Origin of the sequence: Streptomyces rectiviolaceus (assembly GCF_039533825.1) — a bacterium.
Taxonomy (GTDB): Bacteria; Actinomycetota; Actinomycetes; order Streptomycetales; family Streptomycetaceae; genus Streptomyces; species Streptomyces rectiviolaceus.
The window spans coordinates 24,286-46,477 of the sequence record NZ_BAAAUG010000158.1 but is presented as its reverse complement, the minus strand read 5'-3'; the positions used below and the strand labels follow the sequence as shown (position 1 = coordinate 46,477).

Genomic DNA, 22,192 nt, shown 5'->3' with positions numbered 1-22,192 from the left:
GTGTGTGAACGCCGCGGGCCCGGCACTCGATCGAGTGCCGGGCCCGCGTGCGGTGCGAAGTGCCGGGTGCCAGTGTGAGGCGTGTCAGGCGCGTCAGGCGCGTCAGGAGTACGGGTAGAAGCCCGAGCCGGACTTGCGGCCGAGCCTTCCCGCGTCCACCATCCGCTGGAGCAGCGGGGGAGCGGCGTACAGCGGCTCCTTGTACTCGGCGTACATGCTGTCCGCGACCGAGGCGACGGTGTCGAGGCCGATCAGGTCGGCGAGCTTGAGCGGGCCCATCGGGTGGGCGCAGCCCATCTCCATGCCGTTGTCGATGTCCTCGCGGCTCGCGATGCCCGACTCGAACATCCGGATCGCCGAGAGCAGATACGGGATGAGCAGCGCGTTGACCACGAAGCCCGAGCGGTCCTGGGCGCGGATGGCGTGCTTGCCGAGCACCTTCTCGACCATGGACTGCGCGCGGCTGATCGTCCCCTCGGACGTCGTGAGCGCGGGGATCAGCTCGACGAGCTGCTGCACCGGGGCCGGGTTGAAGAAGTGGATGCCGATGACCGCGTCGGGGCGGGACGTCGCGACGGCCAGCTTCACCAGCGGGATGGACGAGGTGTTGGAGGCGAGGATCGCGTCCTGCCGGGTCACCACCTGGTCGAGCACCTGGAAGATCTCGGTCTTGACCGCCTCGTTCTCGACGACCGCCTCGATCACGAGGTCGCGGTCGGAGAACTCCCCGAGGTCGGTCGTGTAGCTGAGCCGGGCGAGCGTCTCGTCCCGCTCCTCCTCCGAGATCTTGCCGCGTTCGGCGGCCTTGGAGAGGGAGTTGTAGAGCCGGGTGCGGCCGATCTCCAGGGCCTCGCCGGTGGTCTCCGCGACCTTCACATCGAGTCCGGAGCGGGCGCAGACCTCGGCGATCCCGGCGCCCATCTGGCCACAGCCCACTACTCCGACGCGTGCGATGTCGGGCATAGAGTCGGTCACCTCGTGCCTTTCGCTGATCAACGGGCGGGCAGCCCCCGTACGGTTTCGGCGTCTGCCCCAGCGGTGAACGTTACTCCGGAACCTCAGGTGCATGAGCTGCCGGGTCGGGCATGCTGTCCGTTACAAGCAGCGGTTCCGGCGGATATACAGGCCAGGGGGCGAGCGGATGAGGCGTATGTCACGCCGAGGGTTCACGGTTGCGGCGGCCGCGATGGTGGCGGGGCTCACAGCGGCGGGGGACGCGGCGGCCGTGCCCGAGCGGGCTCCTTCGCGCCGTGAGCTGCGTGGCATGTGGCTGGCGACCGTCGCCAATCGTGACTGGCCGTCGAAGCCCGGACTCACGGCGGCCGAGCAGCGCGCCGAACTGATCGGCCATCTCGACACGGCCGTACGGCGCCGGCTGAACGCCGTGATCTTCCAAGTGCGCCCCACCGCCGACGCGTTGTGGCCCTCTCCGTACGAGCCGTGGGCGGAAGTCCTCACCGGCGTGCAGGGCAAGCACCCCGGCTGGGACCCGCTGGGCACCGCCGTGGCCGAGGCGCACCGCAGGGGACTTGAACTGCACGCCTGGTTCAACCCCTTCCGCATCGCCAACCACACGGACCCCTCGCGCCTCGTCCCGACGCACCCCGCGCGACTGCACCCCGACTGGGTCGTGCCGTACGGCGGGAAGCTCTACTACAACCCCGGCCTGCCCGAGGTGCGGCGCTTCGTCCAGGACGCGATGCTCGACGCTGTGCGCCACTACGCCATCGACGCGGTGCACTGGGACGACTACTTCTACCCGTATCCGGTCGCCGGGCAGGTCTTCGACGACGACGACGCGTTCGCGCGCCACGGCGGCGGCTTCCCGGACCGGGCCGCCTGGCGGCGCGACAACATCGACCGTCTGGTGCGCGAGATGGCGACGCGGGTCAAGAAGGTACGCAAACACGTGCAGTTCGGGATCAGCCCGTTCGGGGTCTGGCGCAACGCCTCGACCGACCCGCTCGGTTCGGACACCCAGGCCGGCGTGCAGACCTACGACAACCTGCACGCCGACACGCGCGGCTGGGTCAAGAAGGGCTGGCTCGACTACATCTGCCCGCAGCTCTACTGGAACATCGGCTTCACCGTCGCGGACTACGGCAAGCTGCTGCCCTGGTGGGCCGATGTCGTCAAGGACACGGGCGTGCGGCTATACGTGGGAGAGGCCCTATACAAGGCGGGCGACCCCGCACAGCCCGCGGCCTGGCAGGATCCCGCCGAGCTGTCCCGCCACCTCACCTACGCCAAGGGGTTCCCGCAGGCGCGCGGGCATGTGTACTTCTCGGCGAAGGAAGTGGGCGTGGACAAGATCGGCGCGATGGCGCGCGTGGTCGCCGACCACTACCAGCTGCGGGCCAGGCCACCCCGCTGATCCGGTCCCGGTCCTGGAGCTACTGAGCCGGGTCCTGATGTCGTACGACAGTGTCGGGGCCCGGCGACATCACCGTCTCGTGGCCGTCCTCGAGGCGGACGCGGTACGGCGGTCCGCCGTCCGTGCCGAGCACCTCGACGACCTCCGCGATCCGGTCGTGCTGGCCTACGACCCTGCCGTGGACCACCAGCTTGTCGCCTACGGTTGCGCGCATCTGGAGCGACCTCCTCGTCCCACCCTGCGGTTGCTTTCCGTGGCCGTCAGTCTACGTCCGGTGGCGGAAGACGGGGCCGGGCCGTCGGCGTCTAGCCGCGCGCCCGTTGGGTGACCGCGATGCAGACGAGGACGGCGGCGGCCGTCAGCGGCGCGGCGATCGTGAGGTGCTCGCCGAGCAGGAACACCGACCAGACCAGGGTGAGCAGCGGCTGCGCCAGCTGGAGCTGGCTGGCCTTGGGGACGCCGATCGCCGCCATGCCGCGGTACCAGACGACCAGGCCGAGGAACTGCGAGCCGATGGCGGAGTAGAGCAGTCCGGTGGTGCTGTGCCCGGTGAGCCGGAAGGGCTCGTACTGGAGGGCGACGGCCGCACCCGCCACGGCGAGCGGCAGGCACAGGACGAGCGCCCAGCCGATGACCTGCCAGCCCGGCATCTCGCGGGCAAGACGGCCGCCCTCGGTGTAACCGGCCGCGCAGATGAGGAGCGCGGCGAAGAGGTAGAGGTCGGCGGTCGACAGGGCGCCGCCGCTCTGCTGGACGGTGAACGCGATCACCGCCGCGGCGCCGGTGAGGGCCGCCACCCAGAACATCCGCGAGGGCCGTGCCCCGGTGCGCAGCGCCGAGAACACGGCGGTCGTCAGCGGGAGCAGGCCGACGACCACGGCCGCGTGGGCGGTGGTGGAGGTCTGCAGGGCGAGCGTGGTGAGCAGCGGGAAGCCGACGACGACTCCGGCGGCCACGACGGCGAGCCCGGCCCAGTGGCGGCGGGCGGGCAGCGGGACCCGCAGGGCGAGCAGGGCGCCGCCCGCGATGAACGCGCTCAGGACGCAGCGCAGGGCCACGAACGACCAGGGGCCGATGCCTTCGAGGCCCCAGGCGGTGGAGGGGAAGGTGAGCGAGAAGGCGGTGACGCCGAGTGCGGCCATGACGGTGCCGGTGCGGCGGGAGCCGTGCTGCGTGCCCACGGTTGCTGCGGGGACTGCTATCCGACTCGGGCGAGTAGCGCTATCCTGTGCTGTCATGCATGAGGGTAGCAGCGTCGCTGAGTTGGCAAAACGGTTGCGGGATGAGTTGGACCGCTACTCGCCGGGTGGAAAGCTGCCGTCGAGTCGGGCGCTGGTCGACCGGTTCAGGGTGAGCCCGGTGACCGTGTCGCGGGCCCTGGGGCAGCTTGCCGCCGAGGGTCTGGTCGTCACGCGGCCCGGCGCCGGTGTCTTCCGCGCCGAGCCGCAGGCCGCCGCCGCGCCGGCGGGGGGCACGTCGTGGCAGGAGGTGTCGCTGAGCGCGGACGCGGCGACAGAGCTTGTGCCGCGCGCGGTGGACGCCTCCGGGGTCCTGGTCACGCTCGCGGCACCGTCGCCCGGCGTCATCGAGTTCAACGGCGGCTATCTGCATCCCTCGCTGCAGCCCGAGCGCGCGATGGCGGCGGCCCTGGCGCGGGCGGGACGGCGGCCCGGCGCGTGGGGGAGGCCGCCGATCGACGGGCTTCCCGAGCTGCGGGAGTGGTTCGCGCGAGGCATCGGCGGCGGGATCACGGCCGCGGAGGTGCTGATCACGTCGGGCGGCCAGAGCGCGCTCACCACGGCGCTGCGTGCCCTTGCCCCGCCGGGTGCGCCGGTCCTTGTCGAGTCGCCGACCTATCCCGGCATGCTGGCGATCGCCCGCGCGGCGGGGCTGCGGCCGGTACCGGTGCCGGTGGACGTGGACGGCGTACGTCCCCAACTGCTCGCCGCGGCGTTCAAGGCCACGGGGGCGCGGGTGTTCGTCTGCCAGCCGCTGTTCCAGAACCCGACGGGGGCGGTGCTCTCGGCGGAGCGCCGCCCGGAGGTGCTGCGCATCGCGCGCGAGGCCGGGGCCTTCGTCATCGAGGACGACTTCGTGCGCCGCCTCGTCCACGAGGACGCGGGGCCGCTGCCAAGGCCGCTGCAGTCCGACGACCCTGACGGGGTCGTCGTGCACGTCTGCTCGCTCACCAAGGCCACGTCGCCGAGCTTCCGGGTGAGCGCCCTTGCCGCGCGCGGACCGGTCCTCGAGCGGCTGCGCGCGATCCAGGTCGTCGACCACTTCTTCGTGCCGAGACCGCTCCAGGAGGCGGCGCTCGAACTGGTCGGATCCCCGGCCTGGCCGCGCCATCTGCGGTATGTGGCGGGCGAGTTGAAGGGCCGCAGGGACGCGATGGCGGCGGCCCTGCGCCTGCACCTGCCCGAACTCGCCCTGCCGCACATCCCCGCGGGCGGCTACCTCCTGTGGCTGCGCCTGCCCGACGGCATGAACGAGGCGGAGCTGGTGAGCGCGGCGCAGCGCGCGGGCGTCGCGGTGGCCCCCGGCCGCCCCTACTTCGCGGCCGAACCCACGGCGGCGTACCTGCGGTTGAGCTTCGCGGCGGTCGCCGGGGTGGGGGAGATCGGCGAGGGGGTGCGCAGGCTCAGGGCCGCGTGCGACGAAGTGCGGGGGGCGTCCGGCTGAGATCCGCTGAGGCGGGGCCCGTCCTGCTCGCCCCACCCGGCGGTCCCGCCAGGTGGAATCCGCTCGACGGCCCCGCGGGGCGCCTGCGAGCCTTGCGGCCATGACCGACGCACTTCACCCCCTTCCCGCCGGGTACGAGATGTCCACGGACGCCGCCCGCCTCGACGCCGCCCGCATCCATCGGTGGCTCTCCACGGACGCGTACTGGGCGATGGGCCGCTCCCGCGAGAAGCAGGACCGGGCGATCGCCGGATCGCTCAACTTCGGGGTCTACGACTCGGCTTCCGGCGAGCAGGTCGCGTACGCACGCGTGGTGACGGACCAGGCGACCTTCGCGTGGCTCTGTGATGTGTACGTGGACCGCTCGGTGCGCGGGAAGGGCTTCGGGAGCGCGCTGGTCGCGGCCGTACGGGACCACCTGGAGCCGTGCGGTCTGCGGCGGATTCTGCTGGCTACGGCCGATGCGCACGGGGTGTACGAGAAGGTCGGATTCAGCACCCTGGAGGACCCGGCGAAGTGGATGGCGCTGGGTCTGCAGTGACCGGGTGCCTCGCCGCGAGGGCCGCGTCCGGACTCTCGGTGAAGCCTTGACCTGCGCTGCCCCGCCCTCCACGATCGCCGCATGCACGTTCGTGTCTCGCTCATCGCCGCCGCGCGAAGCGGCTCGCTGCTCGCCGAGCGCTTCGACGACGACCGGCCGCTCGACCAGTCCGGCTGGCACGAGGTGCAGCTCGCCGCGCCCGCGCTGCTGCCGCTCGGCGTGGCCGAACTGCGCTACTGCTCGCCCACGCCGCGCAGCCGCGCCACCGGTGACGCCCTCGGCTTCGCGCCGCTGGCCCAACCCGCCCTGCGGGACTGCGACATGGGGCGCTGGCGCGGTCTGACCCTCGGTGAGGTGACGGCGAGCGAACCGGCCGCGGTCGACGCCTGGCTGGGGGATCCGCGCTCGGCGCCGCACGGCGGCGAGTCGCTCCTCGCGTTCATCTCGCGGATCGGCGGCTGGCTGGACACACGCCCCGTCGGCGACGGCTCACGGATCCTCGCGGTGGCCGAGCCCGCCGTGGTCCGTGCGGCCCTCGTCTACGCCCTGAAGGCGCCCCCGTCGACGTACTGGAACATCGACGTCCGCCCCCTTTCCACGGTCACCCTGGCCGGACACGGCGGCCGCTGGAATCTGCGGATCGCCGCCGAGGGCGAAGGGGAGGCGGCGAGCGTCAGAGGGTGATGAGGGCCTTGAGGACGCGGCGGTCGGCCATGGACCGGTAGGCCTGGGGAACCTCGTCCAGGGAGAAGGTCCGGTCGAAGACGCGGCCGGGCTCGATGCTGCCGTCCAGGACGTCGGGCATCAGTTCCTCGATGTAGGCGCGGGCCGGGGACATACCGCCGGTGAGGGTGATGTTCCGCATGATCATCGAGGCGCCGACAGGGCCCTCCTCGTACTGCGGTACGCCCAGACGGCTGATGATGCCGCCGTCGCCGACGGCACCGAAGGCGGTGTCCAGGGTCTGGCGTGCGCCGACGGCCTCGATGACCTTCTGGACACCGTCACCTGCCGTCAGGTCGCGGACGCGGGCGACGCCTTCGTCGCCGCGCTCGGGGACGACGTCGGTGGCGCCGAAGGCGCGTCCGAGGTCGGTGCGGTCGGTGTGCCGGCCCATAAGGATGATCTGTTCCGCACCGAGGCGCTTGGCGGCGATCACCGCACACAGGCCGACGGCGCCGTCCCCGATCACCAGGACGCGATCGCCGCGCGAGACACCGGCGGTGACGGCGCCGTGATGGCCGGTACCCATCACGTCCGAGAGGGCGAGCAGCCCGGGCAGCAGCGGCGAGTCCTCGCCCACCGGAAGCTTGACCAGGGTGCCTTCGGCCTGCGGGACACGCACCGCTTCGCCCTGACCTCCGTCCACGCCGTCGAAGCCGTACCGGCCGCCGTGCCGGCAGGAGGAGTGCAGGCCCTTGGCGCAGTGGTCGCAGGTGTTGTCGCAGTAGGTGAACGGCGCGACGACCAGATCGCCGGACCGGACGCCGGACACCGCGGGGCCCGTCTCCTCGACCACGCCGAGGAACTCGTGGCCCATCGCGCGGCCGGTGTCGGTGGCGGGCATGGCCTTGTAGGGCCACAGGTCGCTGCCGCACACGCAGGACATGACGGTGCGTACGACCGCGTCCGTGGGCTGCTGGACCTTCGGATCGGGCCGGTCCTCGATCCGGACGTCACCGGCTCCGTACATCACTGCTGCACGCATGGAAAGCGCTCCTGCTCTGAAGGGTTCTCGGGATTTCGTCGGGCGGGCTCGGACGTGCTCGGGCGCGCTCGGGAGGTGGGGTCAGCGTTCGAGCATCTGCCGCCCGGCTTCCGTGTGGGTCTCTCCTGCCGCCGACGGCAGGGCGCTGAGCTGGTCGATCTGCTCGGCGGTCAGCCCGATGCCGTCGGCCGCGGTGTTCTCCTCGACCCGGTGGACGCGCTTGGTGCCGGGGATGGGGGCGATGTCGTCGCCCTGCGCGAGGAGCCAGGCCAGGGCGACCTGGGCGGGCGTGGCGCCGGCTTGGGCGGCGATGGCCTGGACCTCGTCGGCGATACGCAGGTTGCGCCGGAAGTTCTCGCCGGTGAAGCGCGGGTTGCCGTGCCGGAAGTCGCCCTCCTTGAAGTCCTCGGTGGAGCGGATCGTGCCGGTGAGGAAGCCGTGCCCGAGCGGCGAGAAGGGGACGAGGCCGATGTTCAGCTCGCGCAGCAGCGGCAGCACCCGCTCCTCAAGGCCACGGGTCCACAGGGAGTACTCCGACTGCACCGCCGTGACCGGCTGGACCGCGTGCGCCCGGCGGATGGTGTCAGGACCGGCCTCGGACAGACCGAACGCGCGGACCTTGCCCTCCGCGATCAGCTCGGCCACCGCTCCGGCGGTCTCCTCGATGGGCGTGTTCGGGTCGACGCGGTGCTGGTAGTAGAGGTCGATGTGGTCGGTGCCCAGCCGCTTGAGCGAGCCCTCGACTGCCGTGCGGATGTTGCCCGGTGTGCTGTCCAGGTTCCAGGGGCCCGCCCCGGAGTGGGAGATCATGCCGAACTTCGTCGCCAGCACGACCTGGTCGCGGCGGCCCTTCAGCGCACGGCCGAGGAGTTCCTCGTTGGTGTACGGGCCGTAGATCTCGGCGGTGTCGATCAGCGTGACGCCCAGCTCCAGGGCGCGGTGCAGGGTGCGGACGGACTCCGCCTCGTCGGTCCCGGAGTCGGTGTAGCCGTGCGACATCCCCATCGCACCGAGTCCGATCCTGGATACCTCCAGGTCACGCAGCTTGATGTACTTCATCGCGGTTCCTTCAGTCTCTGCCTGTGTGCCGGACCCATGCCTATGTGCCGGATCCACATCCACCTTGCGGCCGGGCGCGCCGAAGAGGCAGGCCGGATTCATCCAGGGGGAGAGCAGCGGGGGGTGCGACACGGCCCCCCTCGCGGGTGCCGCCCAGGTGGCGGCGGGGCGAGACTGAATTCATGGCACCCGAGCAGCACACCGGCGAGCAGCACACCGGCGGCGACGAACTGGCGCGCTTCCTGCGCGCCCGCCGCACCCAGACCAGCCCCGAGAGCGCCGGCCTCACCCCAGGGCCCGGCGTACGCCGCACCCCCGGCCTGCGCCGCGAGGAGCTGGCCACCCTGGCCGGGGTCAGCATCGACTACTACACCCGCCTGGAGCGCGGCAAGGAGACCCGGCCGAGCCCCGGCGTCGTCGACGCACTCGCCCGCGCCCTGCAGCTCGACGACGACGAACACCACCATCTGCGCGAACTCGCCGCACGGGCCGCCCGCTACGCCCCCGAGCCGCCGCCCCCGCCCAGCCGGACGGTCCGGCCGCACCTGAAGCTGGTCCTGGAGACGATGCGGCCGAACCCGGCCTACATCGTCAGCCGCAGCATGGACCTGCTCGCCTGGAACCCGGCGGGCCTTGCCCTGTACGCGGGCCTGGCCGAGTGGCCCGCCACGCAGCGCAATCTCGCGCGCTACCTCTTCCTCCACCCCACCGCACACGACCTGTTCCCCGACTGGGCGGACCTGGTCCGTGGCTGCGTCGCCCGGCTGCGGGCCGAGGCCGGCACCAACCCCGATGCCCCCGACCTCACCCACCTCGTCGGCGAACTCCTCCTCAAGAGCCCCGACTTCGCCAAGCTGTGGGAGCGCTACGAGGTCATCGGGCGCAAGAAGGTCCAGAAGACCTTCCAGCACCCCCAGGTCGGCGCCCTCACCCTCAGCGCCCAGAGCATGCAACTCGACGGCACACCTGGCCGCCGCCTCAGCGTCTACACCGCCGAACCGGGCACACCCGACCACGACGCCATGCTCCTGCTCGACATGACCGCACCGCAGAAGAGCGAGCGGGCGAACGCCGAGCGTCGGCGCTGATCATCCCGCCGGTTCAGCCGCCGCCCGGTCCTGCCTGCGGCGTCGTGGGGTCCTGTCGCGTGTACGCGGTCGTGAGGATCAGGTCCTTTGCGGGGCCCGCGACCCGCCACCGCATCCGCCAGCGCCGCTCGTCGTACACCTCGAACTCGCCCCGGTAGAGGTCGAGCGCGCACGGATGGTCGGCGGTGTGTCTGCCGGTGCGCAGGTCCAGGTCGTGGAAGGGGCGGCCGTCGGCGAAGCGGACGCGCGCGGTGGCCGGGTCGTCGCCCGGCAGGAAGTGGAGTGTGCGTTCGGCGGGGCGGGGAGTGCCGCGCCAGGTGAAGGTGCCGGACTCGTGGTGCAGGAGGTCGTCCCCGGCCCAGGTGAACACCGTCGTGCCCGAGAAGTGGCCCTCCGCGTTCCCTGCGACATCCCGTGCCGTCCGCTCCACCTGCCATGTCCCGGCCAGGTATGCGAGGACATCCGGAACGCCGTGGAACGTCTCGTTCATCGCACCTCCCACCCGGTGTCGGCCGCCCCGCCATTCGGAAAGGGCATGCCCCGCAGGTTACGTGGCGCCCGGACCCGGCCTCCGCCCAGGAGGTCTACTTGTCGACGAACCCGAGGCTGCCCTCGTCGTACCGGGTCCCGGCGACCGCGCCCGCCGGTGCCACCGCGTCGATCGCCGCGAGATCCTCGGCGGAGAGCTTGATGCCGAGCGCGCCCAGGTTCTCCGTGAGGTACTTCTCCTGGCGCGTGCCCGGAATCGGCACCACGTCGTCGCCGCGGTGCTGCACCCAGGCCAGGGCCAGCTGCCCCGCCGTGACGCCCTTCTCGTCGGCGAGCGCGTTGAGGGCGGTCACGATGGGCAGGTTCCGCTCCAGGTTCCCGTCGGCGAACCGCGGCTGCCCGCGCCGCATGTCGTCTTCCTGGAGACCGGCGACCGAGGTGTAGCGCCCGGTCAGGAAGCCGCGCCCGAGGGGTGAGAACGGCACGATGCCGATGCCGAGCTCCCGGCAGACCGGCGCGATCTCCGCCTCCAGGTCACGCGTCCACAGCGACCACTCGCTCTGCAGCGCGGCGATCGGATGCACCGCGTGCGCCCGCCGGATGGTCTGTGCGCTCGCCTCGGAGAGACCGAGGTGGCGCACCTTCCCGGCCTCGACGAGCTCGGCCATCGCGCCGACTGTCTCCTCGATCGGCACGCTCTGGTCCACGCGGTGCAGGTAGTACAGGTCGATGTGGTCGACCCCGAGGCGCCGCAGCGAGGCGTCGCACGCCTCTCGTACGTACGCCGCGTCGCCCCTGATCTCCGTCGGCTCGCCGAGGCGGTTGGCGAAGCCGAACTTCGTGGCGACGACGGCCTGCTCGCGCCGCCCGGCCAGGGCGCGGCCGATCAGCTCTTCGTTGTGCCCGGCGCCATAGAAGTCGGAGGTGTCGAGCAGGCTGACGCCGAGGTCGAGGGCGCGGTGGATCGTCGCGATCGACTGGGCGTCGTCCGAGGCGCCGTACGCGTGACTCATCCCCATGCAGCCGAGCCCCTGCGCCGAGACGGTCAGTGATCCGAGACGGCGCGTGGGAGTGGTGGTCATGCGGTACCTCCAGGTGGAGCCATGTGCCTGTTTCAGGCGGACGGCTCCGACCCTAGGAGTTGGAGTCGACTCCAAGTCAAACCATTTCGGCGGGCCTTGGGGCGTTCACTTCTGATCCGCCGCCGCGTACAGCGCCGCCACGTCGATCTTCTTCATGCCGAGCATGGCCGCCATGGTGCGCTGCGCGCGCTCCGCGTCGGGGCCGGACATGAGCTTGCCCAGGTCGACGGGGACGACCTGCCAGGAGAGGCCGAACTTGTCCTTGAGCCAGCCGCACGGGCCTTCCTCGCCACCCTCGGAGAGCTTCGTCCAGTAGTGGTCGACCTCTTCCTGGTCGGCGCAGTCGATCGTGAAGGAGACCGCCTCGTTGAAGGTGAACTGGGGGCCGCCGTTGAGCACCAGGTACTGCTGGCCGTCGAGCACGAAGTCGACGGTCATCACCGTCCCGGCAGGGCGCGGCCCGGCAGCGCCGTAGTAGGAGACGTTCGTGATCTTCGAGTTCGGGAAGACCGAGACGTAGAACTTGGCGGCGTCCTCGCCCTGTGTGTCGAACCAGAGGGTGGGCGTGATGCGGGGCATGGCTCTCTCCTGTCGTCGGCGGAGCATGTCTCTGCCAGTACTGACCCTTGCCCCCGCGAAAACTCATCTGCGGCCGAGGAGAAACCGCGGCACGCCCTCAGTCACGGGGCAGCAGCGAGCCGAGGGGCCCGAGGTCCAGGTTGAGGTCTTCCGGGAGCACACCGTGCTGCTCGCAGAGCTCCTGCATGCGCTGGTCGAGCAGCATGAGGGTGGTGCCGATCTCCTCGACCTGCCCGTCGCTCAGCCCTCCCTGTTCGACCCGCCGGATGGCCTGCCGCTCCATCAGCTGCCGCAGCAGCTCGACCACGGTCAGGACCAGGGCCACCAGGTCGCGCCCCATCTTCTCGGAGTCCAGGTCGACCCGTGATCCCGTCACAGCGGCCCCCCGTCGGCCCACGGCGCCGGCACCCGCTCGTTGACCGAGGACAGGAGAGCGTGCAGCGACAGTCGTACGAGGGGGACGTCGGCGATGGCGATGACGAGGTCGCCGCTGACCACGACGCCGGTCGCCAGAACCCGGTCCAGCAGGTCGACAAGGGGCACGCCGAGCGGACCGCTCAAGGGCTCCGCGGTGTCCCAGGGCACCACTTCTCGTTCCACGCCTACACCTCGCCGACGAAGGAATAGGGGACCCACGGGCCGGACACCTCGATCTGTGCGCCCGTGCGCTCCCGCAGGGCCGTGGTCATCCGCATGAGTTCATCCGTCCGGTCAGCGGCGATCAGGTACGTGGCATTGAGCGTGTGCACGCGCTGTTCGCCCGGCGCCGCGTCGTGGGTGCGGAGCCGGCGTGCTGCCGCGGCGATCTCTCGGAGCTCGGCGTCCACGGACTGCGCGACGTTCATCGCCTCTTCCCGGCGTCTCTCCCGACCCTCGTGGACGCCGCGCTTCCGGTTCAGGTAGGCGAGGCCGGCGCCGGCGGCCGGGGCCTCGCGACGGCCCGCGCCGGTGGAGACAGGACGGTTCTGCGCCGGGTCCTGTCGCTCCGGCGGGGCATGCGACGCGTACACCTTCACGCCCCATTCGGCATGGTGCGCGATGCGCTTGAGCGCGCCGTGGAAGCGAGCCGCCTCGTCGTCGAGGACACGGCGGGCCCGCTCGTCGTCGTGGTACAGCGTGGCGAGGGGCAGGGGAACGGCGGGGCCGATGGCGGCCGCGGCGGACACCACCTCGTGGTGGGCGCGTGCGTACCGCTCGATCTCCTGCCGGTCGGACAGACGGAGCTGCCAGACCTCGTCGGTGAAGTCCGCGGCAGGCACCGTCTGGACCACGGCCGTCAGCGTTCCGCAGGTGAGCAGTCGAACCCGCTCACCGCCGGGCATGCCCGCAAGGCCGGTGAGATCGGCCGTCTTCATGGCACGGGTGTCGCGGCCTACGGCGAACACGTACGTGGCGCTTGCGTCCGGAGCCTGCGCCCGGGGGCCGGAATGCGTCATGTCTGCCCGTCCTCCTTCTTCCCGCTCTCGTCGTCCCGTGCCGCCTGGGTCTCGGTCGCTGCCTCGAGTGCGTCCAGACGTTCGCGCAGCTCACGGTTCTCGTCCTCCAGCGCGTTGCGCGACGCACGCGAGCTCAGCGCCGGGTCGTTCTCCCACCAGTCGATGCCCGCCTTCTTCGCCGTGTCGACGGATGCGACGAAGAGGCGGAGGCGGATGGTGAGCAGTTCGATGTCGAGGAGGTCGATCTTGATGTCCCCGGCGATGACGATGCCTTTGTCCAGCACGCGTTCGAGGATGTCCGCCAGGTTGGTGGTCGTCGGGCCGGGCACCGGCTGCCCGCCCTGCCTGAAGTCGAGGTCGGTCACCGTGCTGCCCCCGTGCGGCGCTTACGGCTCGGGCGCCTGCGAGCGGGAGGCTCCTCCTCTTCTTCCTCCTCGTCCTCGTCCTCGTCCTCCTCTTCCTCCTCGTCCTCGAACTCGGGTTCGTCGCCCTCGTCGCCCTCGTCGCCGTTCTCCGCCTCTTCCTCGTACTCCTCGTCCCCCTCGTCCTGGTCCCCGGCGCCCTCCGTTTCCTCTTGTTCCTCTTGTTCCTCCTGCTCGACGGCGTCCTCATGGGAGAGGACCACCTCGCCGTCACGGATCTCTCCGCGCCAGCCTTCGGGCTCTTCCTCGGTGAGCGTGACGTAGCGCTGGAAGTGCTTGAAGTCCAGCCGCATGCGCCGGCCCTGGGCGCGCCAGAGATTGCCCGTCTTCTCGAAGAACCCGGACGGGTAGTACTCCACGACCAGGATGATCCGCGTCAGGTTCGGGGCCAGCTCGTGGAAGCTGACCGCGCCGCGCGTGGTGCCCTTGGCGCCCTCGGAGGTCCACACGATCCGGTCGTCGGGCACCTGCTCCTGCACGGTGGCCTTGAAGCTGCGTGAGGAGGGGCCGACCTTGACCTTCCAGTCGCTCTGCGTCTCGTCGCTCTTGGAGACGTCGCGAACGCCCTTGGTGAAGCTGCTGAACTCCTCGTACTGCGTCCAGGCGTCGTAGGCGGTGCGCAACGGCACGCCCACGTCGAGCACCTCGATGATGTTCATGACCTTGCTCCCGCTGGACTTGCGTGAGCCCTTCCCGCCGCCCCCGATGGCTTCCTTCGCCTTGTCCACGACCGCGTCCTTGGCACCTTTCGCCTTCTCCGAGACGAACGCCTTCACCGGCGATTCCCCTTGCAGCATCCGCGACCCGGCGGTCGGCAGCGAGCCGCCGTTCTCGGCCACACCGCTCAACTTCTCGGTCAGGTCGGTGAGTTTGCCGCCCGCCTTCTCCGCGAGGTTCTGGACCTGGGCACCGGCGAACCTCGACAGCTCCTCTTTCAGCCGGTCGACGCCCGACTCCCCGGAGGGCGCGGACTCGTCCTTGTCGTTCTTTGCCATGACTGACTACCTCCGCCGATCGGCGCGCTTGGATGCTGCCCGCTTGGCTGATGCCGTCTTCTTGGCGCCGGACTTCTTGGCTGTCGACTTCTTCGCAGTCGACTTCTTCGCGGGAGTCGCCTTCTTACCGGCGGCTTTCTTGCCGGGGGACTTCTTGGCTGTCGACTTCTTTGCCGGAGCCGACTTCTTGGCCGAGGCTGTCTTCTTGGAGGGGGCCTTCTTCTTGGCCGGAGCCGACTTCTTGGACGGGGACGCCGTCTTCTTCGAGGAGGCTTTCTTGCGCCGGGCTCGCGGAGCAGGCGCCTCCTCGTCCTCCTCGCCCTCCTCGTCCTCTTCGTCCGCCGCCGCGGAGAGCCGATCCGTACGGTCGCCGATGGCGTCGGCCAGCGTGTTCATGCCCCGGTTGGCGGCAGCGGTCACGGCCTGGCGGCCGGTGCCGAGGACCTCGTCCCTGAGTTGTTCCTGCAACTCCGCGAACTGGGGCACCTCACCCAGCTTGCGCATCCCCTCAGCCGCCAACTGGCGGGGACCGAGCCCGAACCGGCGTCCCGCCAGATAGGTCGCGACGCTCAGTGCCAGTCGGCCTTTCCTCGTCCGACCCAGCACATATCCGCCCACCACGGCAGTCGCGAGCGCCACTTTGCTCTGGTCATTCATGCCTGTCACCTTCTGTTTGGCGGCGTCGGGGACCGGTCTGCGCGGCGTACAGCCGGTCGAGCAGCCGCTCCTCTTCCACTTCGAACTCGGACAGGGAGATGTGGCCCTCGTCGAGGTCCTGGTTGAGTGCGACGAGTTGCGCGCGAATCACGCCGGGGTCGTAGAGCTCGCGTTCGGCGGCGTCCTGGAGCCGCTCGGCGACCCAGATCACGCCGCGCGCGGGGGCGAGAGGCAGGAGCAGCAGTCCGGAGATCAGCCCCATCGTCACCCCTGACCGGCCGCGACCTGCGGAGCCTGGACGGCGTCGACGAAGCTGTAGCAGGGGAGGGGCCCGGCGAGGCGGAGTTCGACGTGCTCCTGGTGCGCGGCGGCGAAACGTTCGACGGTGGCGCGGAACCGGTCGGTGTCCGTCCGGCCGACGAGGAAGGACACGTTGAGCGCGCACCCCTGCACGTCAGGCCCCGCGGCCGTCGCGCGGGCCATCGACGCGAGGTCGCGAAGGAGCCGTCGGCCCGCCTCGGCCGCCCGGCGTGACAAGGCGGAGGCGACTGCTTCGCCCAGGCGCACGTTGGCCTCGTAGCCAGGACGCCGGCGAGCCTCGTCACGCAGCCGCCGCACGGTCGGCTCACCGGCCACCAGCGAGGCCAGGGAGTCGCGCGCGGGCAGGGCCTTCACGTTGATCTCGACGTGCCCGGCGAGCTGCTTCAGCGTGGCGAGGTGGCTCGCCTCCGCCGCGGACAGCTGTGCACGCAGCGTGGCCTCGTCCGGTGCCACCGCACCGAAGCGCATCGGCAGGACCGGCCCAGCCTCGGCGAGCCCCGTCAGAAGGCTTTGATGGGCCAGCAGGTCGCGGCGCCGGGCGCGCAGCTGGGCCGGGGCGGCACTGACGACCGCGGCCACCGCGCCCGTCCCCACCTTGCGCAGCGCGGCGGGCGGGCTGCCCACCCCCGCGGCCCCCACGGGCAGCGGGGTCCCGGCCCGTACGACCGCGTAGACGTACAGTCCGTCTGCCGTCACGTCATGCCTCCGCCCTGCGGCGACGGCTCGCGCCGCCACTGCCACTGCCACTGCTGCTGCGGGCAGGAGCACGCCGCTTCTTCGGACGCTCGTGCTGCTCCTCCGCCTCGTCCTCGTCCGAGTCGTCGGAGTGGTCGTCGGATCCGACGGCCTTGCGCACGGTGTCGCCGACGGACTCCGCGGCCTTGCGCACCTTGCGCTTGCCCACCTTCTTGGCGGCATCGCCGCCGATCAGTTCGGGCACGGTGGTGCTGCCGGAGTCCCGTTCGAGGTCGAGGCGGTTGCACGCCTCCGCGAAGCGGAGGTAGGTGTCCACACTCGCCACGACTATGCGGGCGTCGATCTTGAGGATCTCGATGCCGACCAGGGAGACCCGCACGAATACGTCGATCACCATGCCCCGGTCGAGGATGAGTTCCAGCACGTCGTAGAGCGTGCCTGCGCGGGGAGGGCACGGAGCGATCTCGTCGGCGTAGGTCGTGCTTGCCATGGGGGGTCCTTCCAGTTGTCGTACGAACTGGGTCACTCGTCGGCGGAGCCCCGCCGGTAACGGCGGAGCCGGCGGTACTCCAGGAGTTCGCAGGACCGGTCGAGCTGCACCTCGTAGGAGGCGAGCAGGCTCGTCGTGTCCGGGATGCGGGCCACTTCGAGGACATCCACGACGACGCACCAGCCGTCGTCGTCGGAGCGGCGTACCGCCGAAACGCCCTCGGTGCGGTGCCCGATCAGTCCTTCCAGGCTCTGGCAGGCGGCTCGGGCGGCACGTTCGGGCCCCTTGCGGGACGCCGTTTTCGTCTGGGGCGCCTTCGAGGAGCCGGCGGCCCGTGCTGAACGTTGGTCTGCCATGGTCACAAGTCTTGTCACTGTCGGGCGTGCCGCATCTTGGGAGAGCCGGGTGGGGAGTGGCCCCGTCACCAACAGGCGCCCGGACGCCGAATCGCTGTCGCACGACCTTGGACCTCGTTGCATAAAACTGCGGCTCTGCGTATAGTCATGCTCTCCAAGAGGAGGGTTCCATGGCGGTACGCGCAGCAGTGGCAGGAGCGAGTGGGTACGCGGGCGGTGAATTGTTGCGTCTGCTGCTCGTCCACCCCGAGGTGGAGATCGGCGCCCTGACCGGCAACTCGAACGCGGGCCAGCGCCTGGGTGCGCTGCAGCCGCACCTGATGCCGCTCGCCGACCGTGTCCTGGAACCGACCACCGCCGAGGCACTCGCCGGTCACGACGTCGTCTTCCTCGCCCTGCCCCACGGCCAGTCCGCCGCCGTCGCCGAGCAGCTCGGCCCGGACGTCCTCGTCGTCGACATGGGCGCCGACTTCCGGCTGAAGGACGCCGCGGACTGGGAGAAGTTCTACGGCAGCGAGCACGCCGGGACCTGGCCCTACGGCCTGCCCGAACTGCCGGGCGCGCGAGCGGACCTTGCGGGGTCCAAGCGCATCGCGGTGCCCGGCTGCTATCCGACCGCCGTCTCCCTCGCGCTCTTTCCCGCGTACGCCGCCGGGCTCGCCGAGGCCGAAGCGGTGATCGTCGCCGCTTCCGGGACCTCGGGCGCGGGCAAGGCGCCCAAGCCGAACCTGCTGGGCTCCGAGGTCATGGGCTCCATGTCGCCGTACGGCGTGGGCGGCGTGCACCGGCACACCCCGGAGATGATCCAGAACCTGTCCGCCGCCGCGGGCGCCCCCGTCACCGTCTCCTTCACGCCCACGCTCGCCCCGATGCCGCGCGGCATCCTCGCCACGTGCAGCGCGAAGGCCACGGAGGGCGTCACCGCCGAGTCCGTGCGGGCCGCGTACGAGAAGGCCTACGCGGACGAGCCGTTCGTGCACCTGCTCCCCGAGGGGCAGTGGCCCGCGACCGCCGCCGTGTACGGCTCGAACGCCGTGCAGATCCAGGTCGCGTACGACGAGGCGGCGGGGCGCGTCATCGTGATCAGCGCCATCGACAACCTCACCAAGGGCACCGCGGGCGGCGCCCTGCAGAGCATGAACATCGCACTCGGGCTCCCCGAGGAGCTCGGTCTTTCCACGATCGGAGTGGCACCGTGAGCGTCGCACGTGCAGCCGCCGGGCCGCAGACGACAACGAATCCCGCGCCGCTGCGCTGCGCGGGCGGAGAAGCGAACAAGGAGATGCAGTGAGCGTCACGGCAGCGCAGGGATTCACGGCGGCGGGCATCGCCGCCGGGATCAAGGAGAACGGCAACCCGGACCTGGCCCTCGTGGTCAACACCGGGCCCCGCCTGGCCGCCGCGGGCGTCTTCACCTCCAACCGCGTCAAGGCCGCGCCCGTCCTCTGGTCGGAGCAGGTCGTCAAGGGCGGGCTCGTCTCGGCCGTCGTCCTCAACTCCGGTGGCGCCAACGCCTGTACGGGCCCCCAGGGCTTCCAGGACACGCACGCCACCGCCGAGAAGGTCGCCGGGACGCTCGACCTGAACGCGGGCGAGGTCGCCGTCGCGTCGACCGGGCTCATCGGCGTCACGCTCCCCATGGCCAAGCTCCTGCCGGGAGTCGAGAAGGCCGCGGGCGAACTCTCCGCGCACGGCGGCGAGAAGGCCGCCATCGCGATCAAGACCACCGACAGCGTGCACAAGACGGCCGTGGTCACCCAGGACGGCTGGACGGTCGGCGGGATGGCGAAGGGCGCGGGCATGCTCGCCCCCGGACTCGCCACGATGCTCGTCGTCCTCACCACGGACGCCGACCTGGAGGCCGACGCCCTGGACAAGGCGCTGCGGGCCGCCACGAAGGTCACCTTCGACCGGGTCGACTCCGACGGCTGCATGTCGACGAACGACACGGTGCTCCTGATGGCCTCCGGAGCCTCTCAAGTCACCCCGGAACACGCCGAGTTCGCCGAGGCCGTCCGCACCGTCTGCGACGACCTCGCGCGCCAGCTCATCGGCGACGCCGAGGGCGCGAGCAAGGACATCCGGATCGAGATCATCAACGCGGCCTCCGAGGACGACGCCGTAGAGGTGGGCCGCTCCATCGCCCGCAACAACCTCCTCAAGTGCGCCCTCCACGGCGAGGACCCCAACTGGGGCCGGGTGCTCTCCGCCATCGGCACCACGAAGGCCGCCTTCGAGCCCGACCGGCTGAACGTCGCCATCAACGGCGTCTGGGTCTGCAAGAACGGCAGCGTGGGCGAGGACCGCGACCTCGTCGACATGCGGTACCGGGAAATCAAGATCACCGCGGATCTGGCGGCGGGCACCGCCGAGCCGGTCGTGATCTGGGCCAACGACCTCACCGCCGACTACGTCCACGAGAACAGCGCGTACGCGTCATGAGCGGCAACCCGACCGCGCGGAAGCACACCGCGCTCCCCAAGGCGCAGATCCTCATCGAGGCGCTGCCCTGGCTCACCCGGCACCGCGGCAAGACCGTCGTCATCAAGTTCGGCGGCAACGCCATGATCGACGAGGAGCTGAAGGCCGCCTTCGCGCAGGACGTCGTCTTCCTGCACCACGCGGGCCTCAGGCCCGTCGTCGTGCACGGCGGCGGACCGCAGATCAGCGCGGCCCTCGACCGGCACGGCATCGTCAGCGAGTTCAAGGCGGGCCTGCGGGTCACCACCGAGGACGCCATGGACGTCGTACGCATGGTGCTCGCGGGACAGGTCCAGCGCGAGCTCGTCGGCCTGCTCAACCAGCACGGCCCGCTCGCCGTCGGCCTCACCGGCGAGGACGCGCACACCATCACCGCCACCAAGCACCAGCCCCGCATCGAGGGCGAGTTGGTCGACATCGGCCGGGTCGGCGAGATCACCGAGATCGACACCGGCGCCATCGAGGCCCTGCTCGCGGACGGCCGCATCCCGGTCGTCTCCTCGATCGCACGCTCCCAGGACGACCACCATGTCTACAACGTCAATGCTGATACGGCGGCTGCGGCACTTGCGGCTGCGCTGGACGCCGAGACCCTGATGGTCCTCACGGACGTCGAGGGCCTCTACGAGGACTGGCCCAACAGCGACGAGGTGATCAGCCGCCTGACCGCGAAGGAGCTGGAAAAGCTCCTTCCCGAGCTGGCAAGCGGCATGGTCCCGAAGATGGAGGGCTGCCTGCACGCCGTACGCAACGGCGTCGAGACGGCCCGCGTGATCGACGGACGGGTCCAGCACTCGATCCTGCTGGAGATCTTCACCGACGAGGGCATCGGCACGATGGTCGTGCCGGACGCACCTGAGGCCGATACGGAGGGGGAAGCGGCATGACCGGCAACGAGGAGCTGACTCAGCGCTGGCAGGACGCGCTGATGGACAACTACGGCACCCCCAGGCTGCCCCTCGTCCGCGGCGCGGGCAGCAAGCTGTGGGACGCCGACGGCAAGGAGTACGTCGACTTCGTCGGCGGCATCGCGGTCAACGCGCTCGGCCACGCCCACCCGGCGGTCGTCGAGGCGGTCAGCACCCAGATCGCGTCCCTCGGCCACGTCTCGAACCTCTTCATCGCCGAGCCGCCGGTCGCGCTGGCCGAGCGGCTGCTCCAGCTCTTCGGGCGCGCGGGCCGGGTGTACTTCTGCAACTCCGGCGCCGAGGCCAACGAAGGCGCCTTCAAGATCGGCCGCCTGACCGGGCGTTCGCACATGGTGGCCACGGACGGCGGCTTCCACGGCCGGACCATGGGGGCGCTCGCGCTCACCGGCCAGCCCGGCAAGCAGGAGCCCTTCCTGCCGCTGCCCGGCGACGTCACGCACGTCCCGTACGGCGACGCGGAGGCCCTGCGGGCAGCGGTCACCGAGGAGACGGCCTTCGTCGTCATCGAGCCCATCCAGGGCGAGAACGGCGTCGTGGTGCCGCCCGCGGGCTATCTGAAGGCGGCGCGGGAGATCACGACGGCCACCGGAACCCTCCTCGTACTCGACGAGGTACAGACCGGAATCGGCCGTACCGGTCACTGGTTCGAGTACCTCGCGCACGAGGGCGTCGAGCCGGACGTCGTCACGCTCGCGAAGGGTCTGGGCGGCGGTCTGCCGCTCGGTGCCACGGTCGCGTTCGGCGCGGCCGCGGAGCTCCTCAAGCCCGGTCACCACGGAACGACGTTCGGCGGGAACCCCGTGGCAAGCGCCGCGGGACTCGCGGTGCTCGACACGATCGAGGCGGAGGGTCTGCTCGAGAACACGAAGCGGGCGAGCGAGAAGCTGCGCGACGGAATCGAGTCACTCGGACACCCGCTCGTGGGCCATGTCCGGGGTGCGGGCCTGCTGCTGGGTATCGTGCTCACCGAGCCGCTCGCGCCCCAGGCGCAGCAGGCGGCTCAGGACGCCGGTTTCCTGGTGAACGCGCCCGCCCCCGATGTCGTACGGCTGATGCCGCCGCTGAACGTGCGCGACGACGAGGTGGACGCGTTCCTCCGGGCCCTGCCCGGCGTGCTTGACCAGGCCACCGCGGCCAACGGGGACGGACGATCCGGAGAATGAGACGACGATGAGCCAGGCGCAAGGCAACGAGCACGCGGAACACCCGGATCACGCCGGGCCCGCGGTGCCGCAGACCCGCACCGCACGCCACCGCCGGATCGTGGACATCCTCAACCGGCAGCCCGTGCGCTCCCAGAGCCAGCTGGCGAAGCTGCTCGCCGACGATGGCCTCACGGTCACGCAGGCGACGCTCTCGCGGGACCTGGACGAGCTGAACGCCGTGAAGATCCGCAACGCCGAGGGCGACCTCATCTACGCGGTGCCGAGCGAGGGCGGCTTCCGCACTCCGCGTGCCCCGCTGGGGGAGTCGGCCAAGGAGGAGCGGATGCGCCGCCTCTCCGCGGAGCTCCTGATCTCCGCGGAGGCCTCGGCCAACCTCGTCGTCCTGCGGACGCCGCCGGGCGCCGCCCAGTTCCTCGCCTCGGCGATCGACCAGGCGGAGCTGCACGACATCTTGGGGACGATCGCGGGGGACGACACGCTGATGCTGATCAGCCGGGAGGCTACGGGGGGTCAGGCGCTGGCGGATCACTTGCTGCGCCTGGCTTCGAACGAGCATTAGATTTTCCCCAACCCCGCCCCTTCCCGAAAACTCGCTGGGCGCGAGGGCCTACCTGGGGCTCCGCCCCAGACCCCGAACAAGA

28 protein-coding genes are annotated in these 22,192 nt (G+C 70.9%); 10 read left to right on the top strand and 18 right to left on the bottom strand.

Going from position 1 to position 22,192, the window contains the following annotated elements; genetic code table 11:
- Window positions 1-102: 102 nt before the first annotated feature.
- Window positions 103-963 carry a 3-hydroxybutyryl-CoA dehydrogenase gene (locus ABD378_RS35870; RefSeq protein WP_344528115.1) on the bottom strand — a complete coding sequence of 287 codons (861 nt, stop codon included), beginning with the start codon at window positions 961-963 and terminating at the stop codon, window positions 103-105.
- A gap of 178 nt (window positions 964-1,141) precedes the next feature.
- Here ABD378_RS35870 and ABD378_RS35865 point away from each other — a divergent pair, with 178 nt between their 5' ends.
- On the top strand, window positions 1,142-2,374 hold the full coding sequence (locus tag ABD378_RS35865) for a glycoside hydrolase family 10-like protein (protein ID WP_344528113.1): 1,233 nt from the start codon (window positions 1,142-1,144) through the stop codon (window positions 2,372-2,374).
- Between the two features lie 19 nt (window positions 2,375-2,393).
- Here the strand turns inward: ABD378_RS35865 and ABD378_RS35860 are convergent, their stop codons facing one another.
- Both ABD378_RS35860 and ABD378_RS35855 read right to left on the bottom strand, forming a co-directional pair.
- The gene (locus tag ABD378_RS35860; protein ID WP_344528111.1) at window positions 2,394-2,588 is read right to left on the bottom strand and encodes a DUF1918 domain-containing protein; all 195 of its coding nucleotides are present in this window, start codon (window positions 2,586-2,588) and stop codon (window positions 2,394-2,396) included.
- A gap of 91 nt (window positions 2,589-2,679) precedes the next feature.
- Window positions 2,680-3,612 carry a DMT family transporter gene (locus ABD378_RS35855; protein ID WP_344528109.1) on the bottom strand — a complete coding sequence of 311 codons (933 nt, stop codon included), beginning with the start codon at window positions 3,610-3,612 and terminating at the stop codon, window positions 2,680-2,682.
- Here ABD378_RS35855 and ABD378_RS35850 point away from each other — a divergent pair.
- The 3 genes from ABD378_RS35850 to ABD378_RS35840 all read left to right on the top strand — a co-directional run bounded on the left by ABD378_RS35850 (window position 3,611) and on the right by ABD378_RS35840 (window position 6,281).
- Window positions 3,611-5,056 (top strand): aminotransferase-like domain-containing protein, encoded by a 1,446-nt coding sequence (locus tag ABD378_RS35850; protein ID WP_344528107.1) that lies wholly within the window; start codon window positions 3,611-3,613, stop codon window positions 5,054-5,056. The two genes, ABD378_RS35855 and ABD378_RS35850, sit on opposite strands and share 2 nt — an antisense overlap.
- Before the next feature lie 100 nt (window positions 5,057-5,156).
- On the top strand, window positions 5,157-5,597 hold the full coding sequence (locus ABD378_RS35845) for a GNAT family N-acetyltransferase (RefSeq protein ID WP_344528105.1): 441 nt from the start codon (window positions 5,157-5,159) through the stop codon (window positions 5,595-5,597).
- Window positions 5,598-5,678: 81 nt separating this feature from the next.
- Window positions 5,679-6,281 (top strand): histidine phosphatase family protein, encoded by a 603-nt coding sequence (locus ABD378_RS35840; RefSeq protein WP_344528103.1) that lies wholly within the window; start codon window positions 5,679-5,681, stop codon window positions 6,279-6,281.
- Here the strand turns inward: ABD378_RS35840 and ABD378_RS35835 are convergent.
- Both ABD378_RS35835 and ABD378_RS35830 read right to left on the bottom strand, forming a co-directional pair.
- Window positions 6,271-7,305, bottom strand: coding sequence for a zinc-binding dehydrogenase (locus tag ABD378_RS35835; RefSeq protein ID WP_344528101.1), 1,035 nt, complete (start codon window positions 7,303-7,305; stop codon window positions 6,271-6,273). The two genes, ABD378_RS35840 and ABD378_RS35835, sit on opposite strands and share 11 nt — an antisense overlap.
- An 81-nt stretch (window positions 7,306-7,386) precedes the next feature.
- Complete coding sequence (locus ABD378_RS35830) at window positions 7,387-8,364, bottom strand: aldo/keto reductase (RefSeq protein ID WP_344528099.1); 978 nt, start codon at window positions 8,362-8,364, stop codon at window positions 7,387-7,389.
- Window positions 8,365-8,546: 182 nt separating this feature from the next.
- On the opposite strand from ABD378_RS35830, the gene ABD378_RS35825 reads away from it, so the two are divergent.
- On the top strand, window positions 8,547-9,452 hold the full coding sequence (locus ABD378_RS35825; RefSeq protein WP_344528097.1) for a helix-turn-helix transcriptional regulator: 906 nt from the start codon (window positions 8,547-8,549) through the stop codon (window positions 9,450-9,452).
- Between the two features lie 13 nt (window positions 9,453-9,465).
- Here ABD378_RS35825 and ABD378_RS35820 read toward each other — a convergent pair whose 3' ends face one another.
- The 13 genes from ABD378_RS35820 to gvpO all read right to left on the bottom strand — a co-directional run bounded on the left by ABD378_RS35820 (window position 9,466) and on the right by gvpO (window position 16,975).
- On the bottom strand, window positions 9,466-9,942 hold the full coding sequence (locus ABD378_RS35820) for a DUF6314 family protein (RefSeq protein ID WP_344528095.1): 477 nt from the start codon (window positions 9,940-9,942) through the stop codon (window positions 9,466-9,468).
- Window positions 9,943-10,036: 94 nt separating this feature from the next.
- The gene (locus ABD378_RS35815; protein ID WP_344528093.1) at window positions 10,037-11,023 is read right to left on the bottom strand and encodes an aldo/keto reductase; all 987 of its coding nucleotides are present in this window, start codon (window positions 11,021-11,023) and stop codon (window positions 10,037-10,039) included.
- Window positions 11,024-11,128: 105 nt separating this feature from the next.
- Window positions 11,129-11,602, bottom strand: coding sequence for a VOC family protein (locus ABD378_RS35810; protein WP_344528091.1), 474 nt, complete (start codon window positions 11,600-11,602; stop codon window positions 11,129-11,131).
- Between the two features lie 97 nt (window positions 11,603-11,699).
- A complete protein-coding gene (locus ABD378_RS35805) occupies window positions 11,700-11,978 on the bottom strand; it encodes a gas vesicle protein K (RefSeq protein ID WP_344528089.1) in 279 nt (92 codons plus the stop codon).
- The gene (locus ABD378_RS35800; RefSeq protein WP_344528087.1) at window positions 11,975-12,202 is read right to left on the bottom strand and encodes a gas vesicle protein; all 228 of its coding nucleotides are present in this window, start codon (window positions 12,200-12,202) and stop codon (window positions 11,975-11,977) included. The genes ABD378_RS35805 and ABD378_RS35800 overlap by 4 nt, the downstream gene beginning before the upstream one ends.
- 2 nt (window positions 12,203-12,204) lie before the next feature.
- Window positions 12,205-13,038, bottom strand: coding sequence for a GvpL/GvpF family gas vesicle protein (locus ABD378_RS35795; protein ID WP_344528085.1), 834 nt, complete (start codon window positions 13,036-13,038; stop codon window positions 12,205-12,207).
- Complete coding sequence (locus ABD378_RS35790; protein WP_344528083.1) at window positions 13,035-13,403, bottom strand: gas vesicle protein; 369 nt, start codon at window positions 13,401-13,403, stop codon at window positions 13,035-13,037. Before ABD378_RS35790 ends, ABD378_RS35795 begins: the two co-directional genes overlap by 4 nt.
- A complete protein-coding gene (locus tag ABD378_RS35785; protein ID WP_344528081.1) occupies window positions 13,400-14,455 on the bottom strand; it encodes an SRPBCC family protein in 1,056 nt (351 codons plus the stop codon). Before ABD378_RS35785 ends, ABD378_RS35790 begins: the two co-directional genes overlap by 4 nt.
- A gap of 6 nt (window positions 14,456-14,461) precedes the next feature.
- A complete protein-coding gene (locus ABD378_RS35780) occupies window positions 14,462-15,112 on the bottom strand; it encodes a histone protein (protein WP_344528079.1) in 651 nt (216 codons plus the stop codon).
- Window positions 15,105-15,374: a gas vesicle protein GvpG gene (locus ABD378_RS35775; protein ID WP_344528077.1), complete on the bottom strand. Its 270-nt coding sequence runs from the start codon at window positions 15,372-15,374 to the stop codon at window positions 15,105-15,107. The genes ABD378_RS35780 and ABD378_RS35775 overlap by 8 nt, the downstream gene beginning before the upstream one ends.
- Before the next feature lie 2 nt (window positions 15,375-15,376).
- A complete protein-coding gene (locus ABD378_RS35770; protein WP_344528075.1) occupies window positions 15,377-16,129 on the bottom strand; it encodes a GvpL/GvpF family gas vesicle protein in 753 nt (250 codons plus the stop codon).
- Between the two features lies 1 nt (window position 16,130).
- Window positions 16,131-16,619 carry a gas vesicle protein GvpJ gene (gvpJ, locus tag ABD378_RS35765; protein ID WP_344528073.1) on the bottom strand — a complete coding sequence of 163 codons (489 nt, stop codon included), beginning with the start codon at window positions 16,617-16,619 and terminating at the stop codon, window positions 16,131-16,133.
- Between the two features lie 32 nt (window positions 16,620-16,651).
- Complete coding sequence (gvpO, locus tag ABD378_RS35760) at window positions 16,652-16,975, bottom strand: gas vesicle protein GvpO (RefSeq protein WP_344528071.1); 324 nt, start codon at window positions 16,973-16,975, stop codon at window positions 16,652-16,654.
- Window positions 16,976-17,145: 170 nt separating this feature from the next.
- On the opposite strand from gvpO, the gene argC reads away from it, so the two are divergent.
- From argC to ABD378_RS35735, 5 genes are all read left to right on the top strand, one after another.
- The gene (gene argC, locus ABD378_RS35755) at window positions 17,146-18,174 is read left to right on the top strand and encodes an N-acetyl-gamma-glutamyl-phosphate reductase (RefSeq protein ID WP_344528069.1); all 1,029 of its coding nucleotides are present in this window, start codon (window positions 17,146-17,148) and stop codon (window positions 18,172-18,174) included.
- Window positions 18,175-18,262: 88 nt separating this feature from the next.
- On the top strand, window positions 18,263-19,417 hold the full coding sequence (argJ, locus tag ABD378_RS35750; RefSeq protein ID WP_344528067.1) for a bifunctional glutamate N-acetyltransferase/amino-acid acetyltransferase ArgJ: 1,155 nt from the start codon (window positions 18,263-18,265) through the stop codon (window positions 19,415-19,417).
- Complete coding sequence (argB, locus tag ABD378_RS35745; RefSeq protein WP_344528065.1) at window positions 19,414-20,343, top strand: acetylglutamate kinase; 930 nt, start codon at window positions 19,414-19,416, stop codon at window positions 20,341-20,343. Before argJ ends, argB begins: the two co-directional genes overlap by 4 nt.
- Window positions 20,340-21,548 (top strand): acetylornithine transaminase, encoded by a 1,209-nt coding sequence (locus ABD378_RS35740; RefSeq protein ID WP_344528063.1) that lies wholly within the window; start codon window positions 20,340-20,342, stop codon window positions 21,546-21,548. The genes argB and ABD378_RS35740 overlap by 4 nt, the downstream gene beginning before the upstream one ends.
- A gap of 7 nt (window positions 21,549-21,555) precedes the next feature.
- Window positions 21,556-22,110 (top strand): arginine repressor, encoded by a 555-nt coding sequence (locus ABD378_RS35735; protein ID WP_160503870.1) that lies wholly within the window; start codon window positions 21,556-21,558, stop codon window positions 22,108-22,110.
- The last annotated feature ends 82 nt before the right edge of the window (window positions 22,111-22,192 follow it).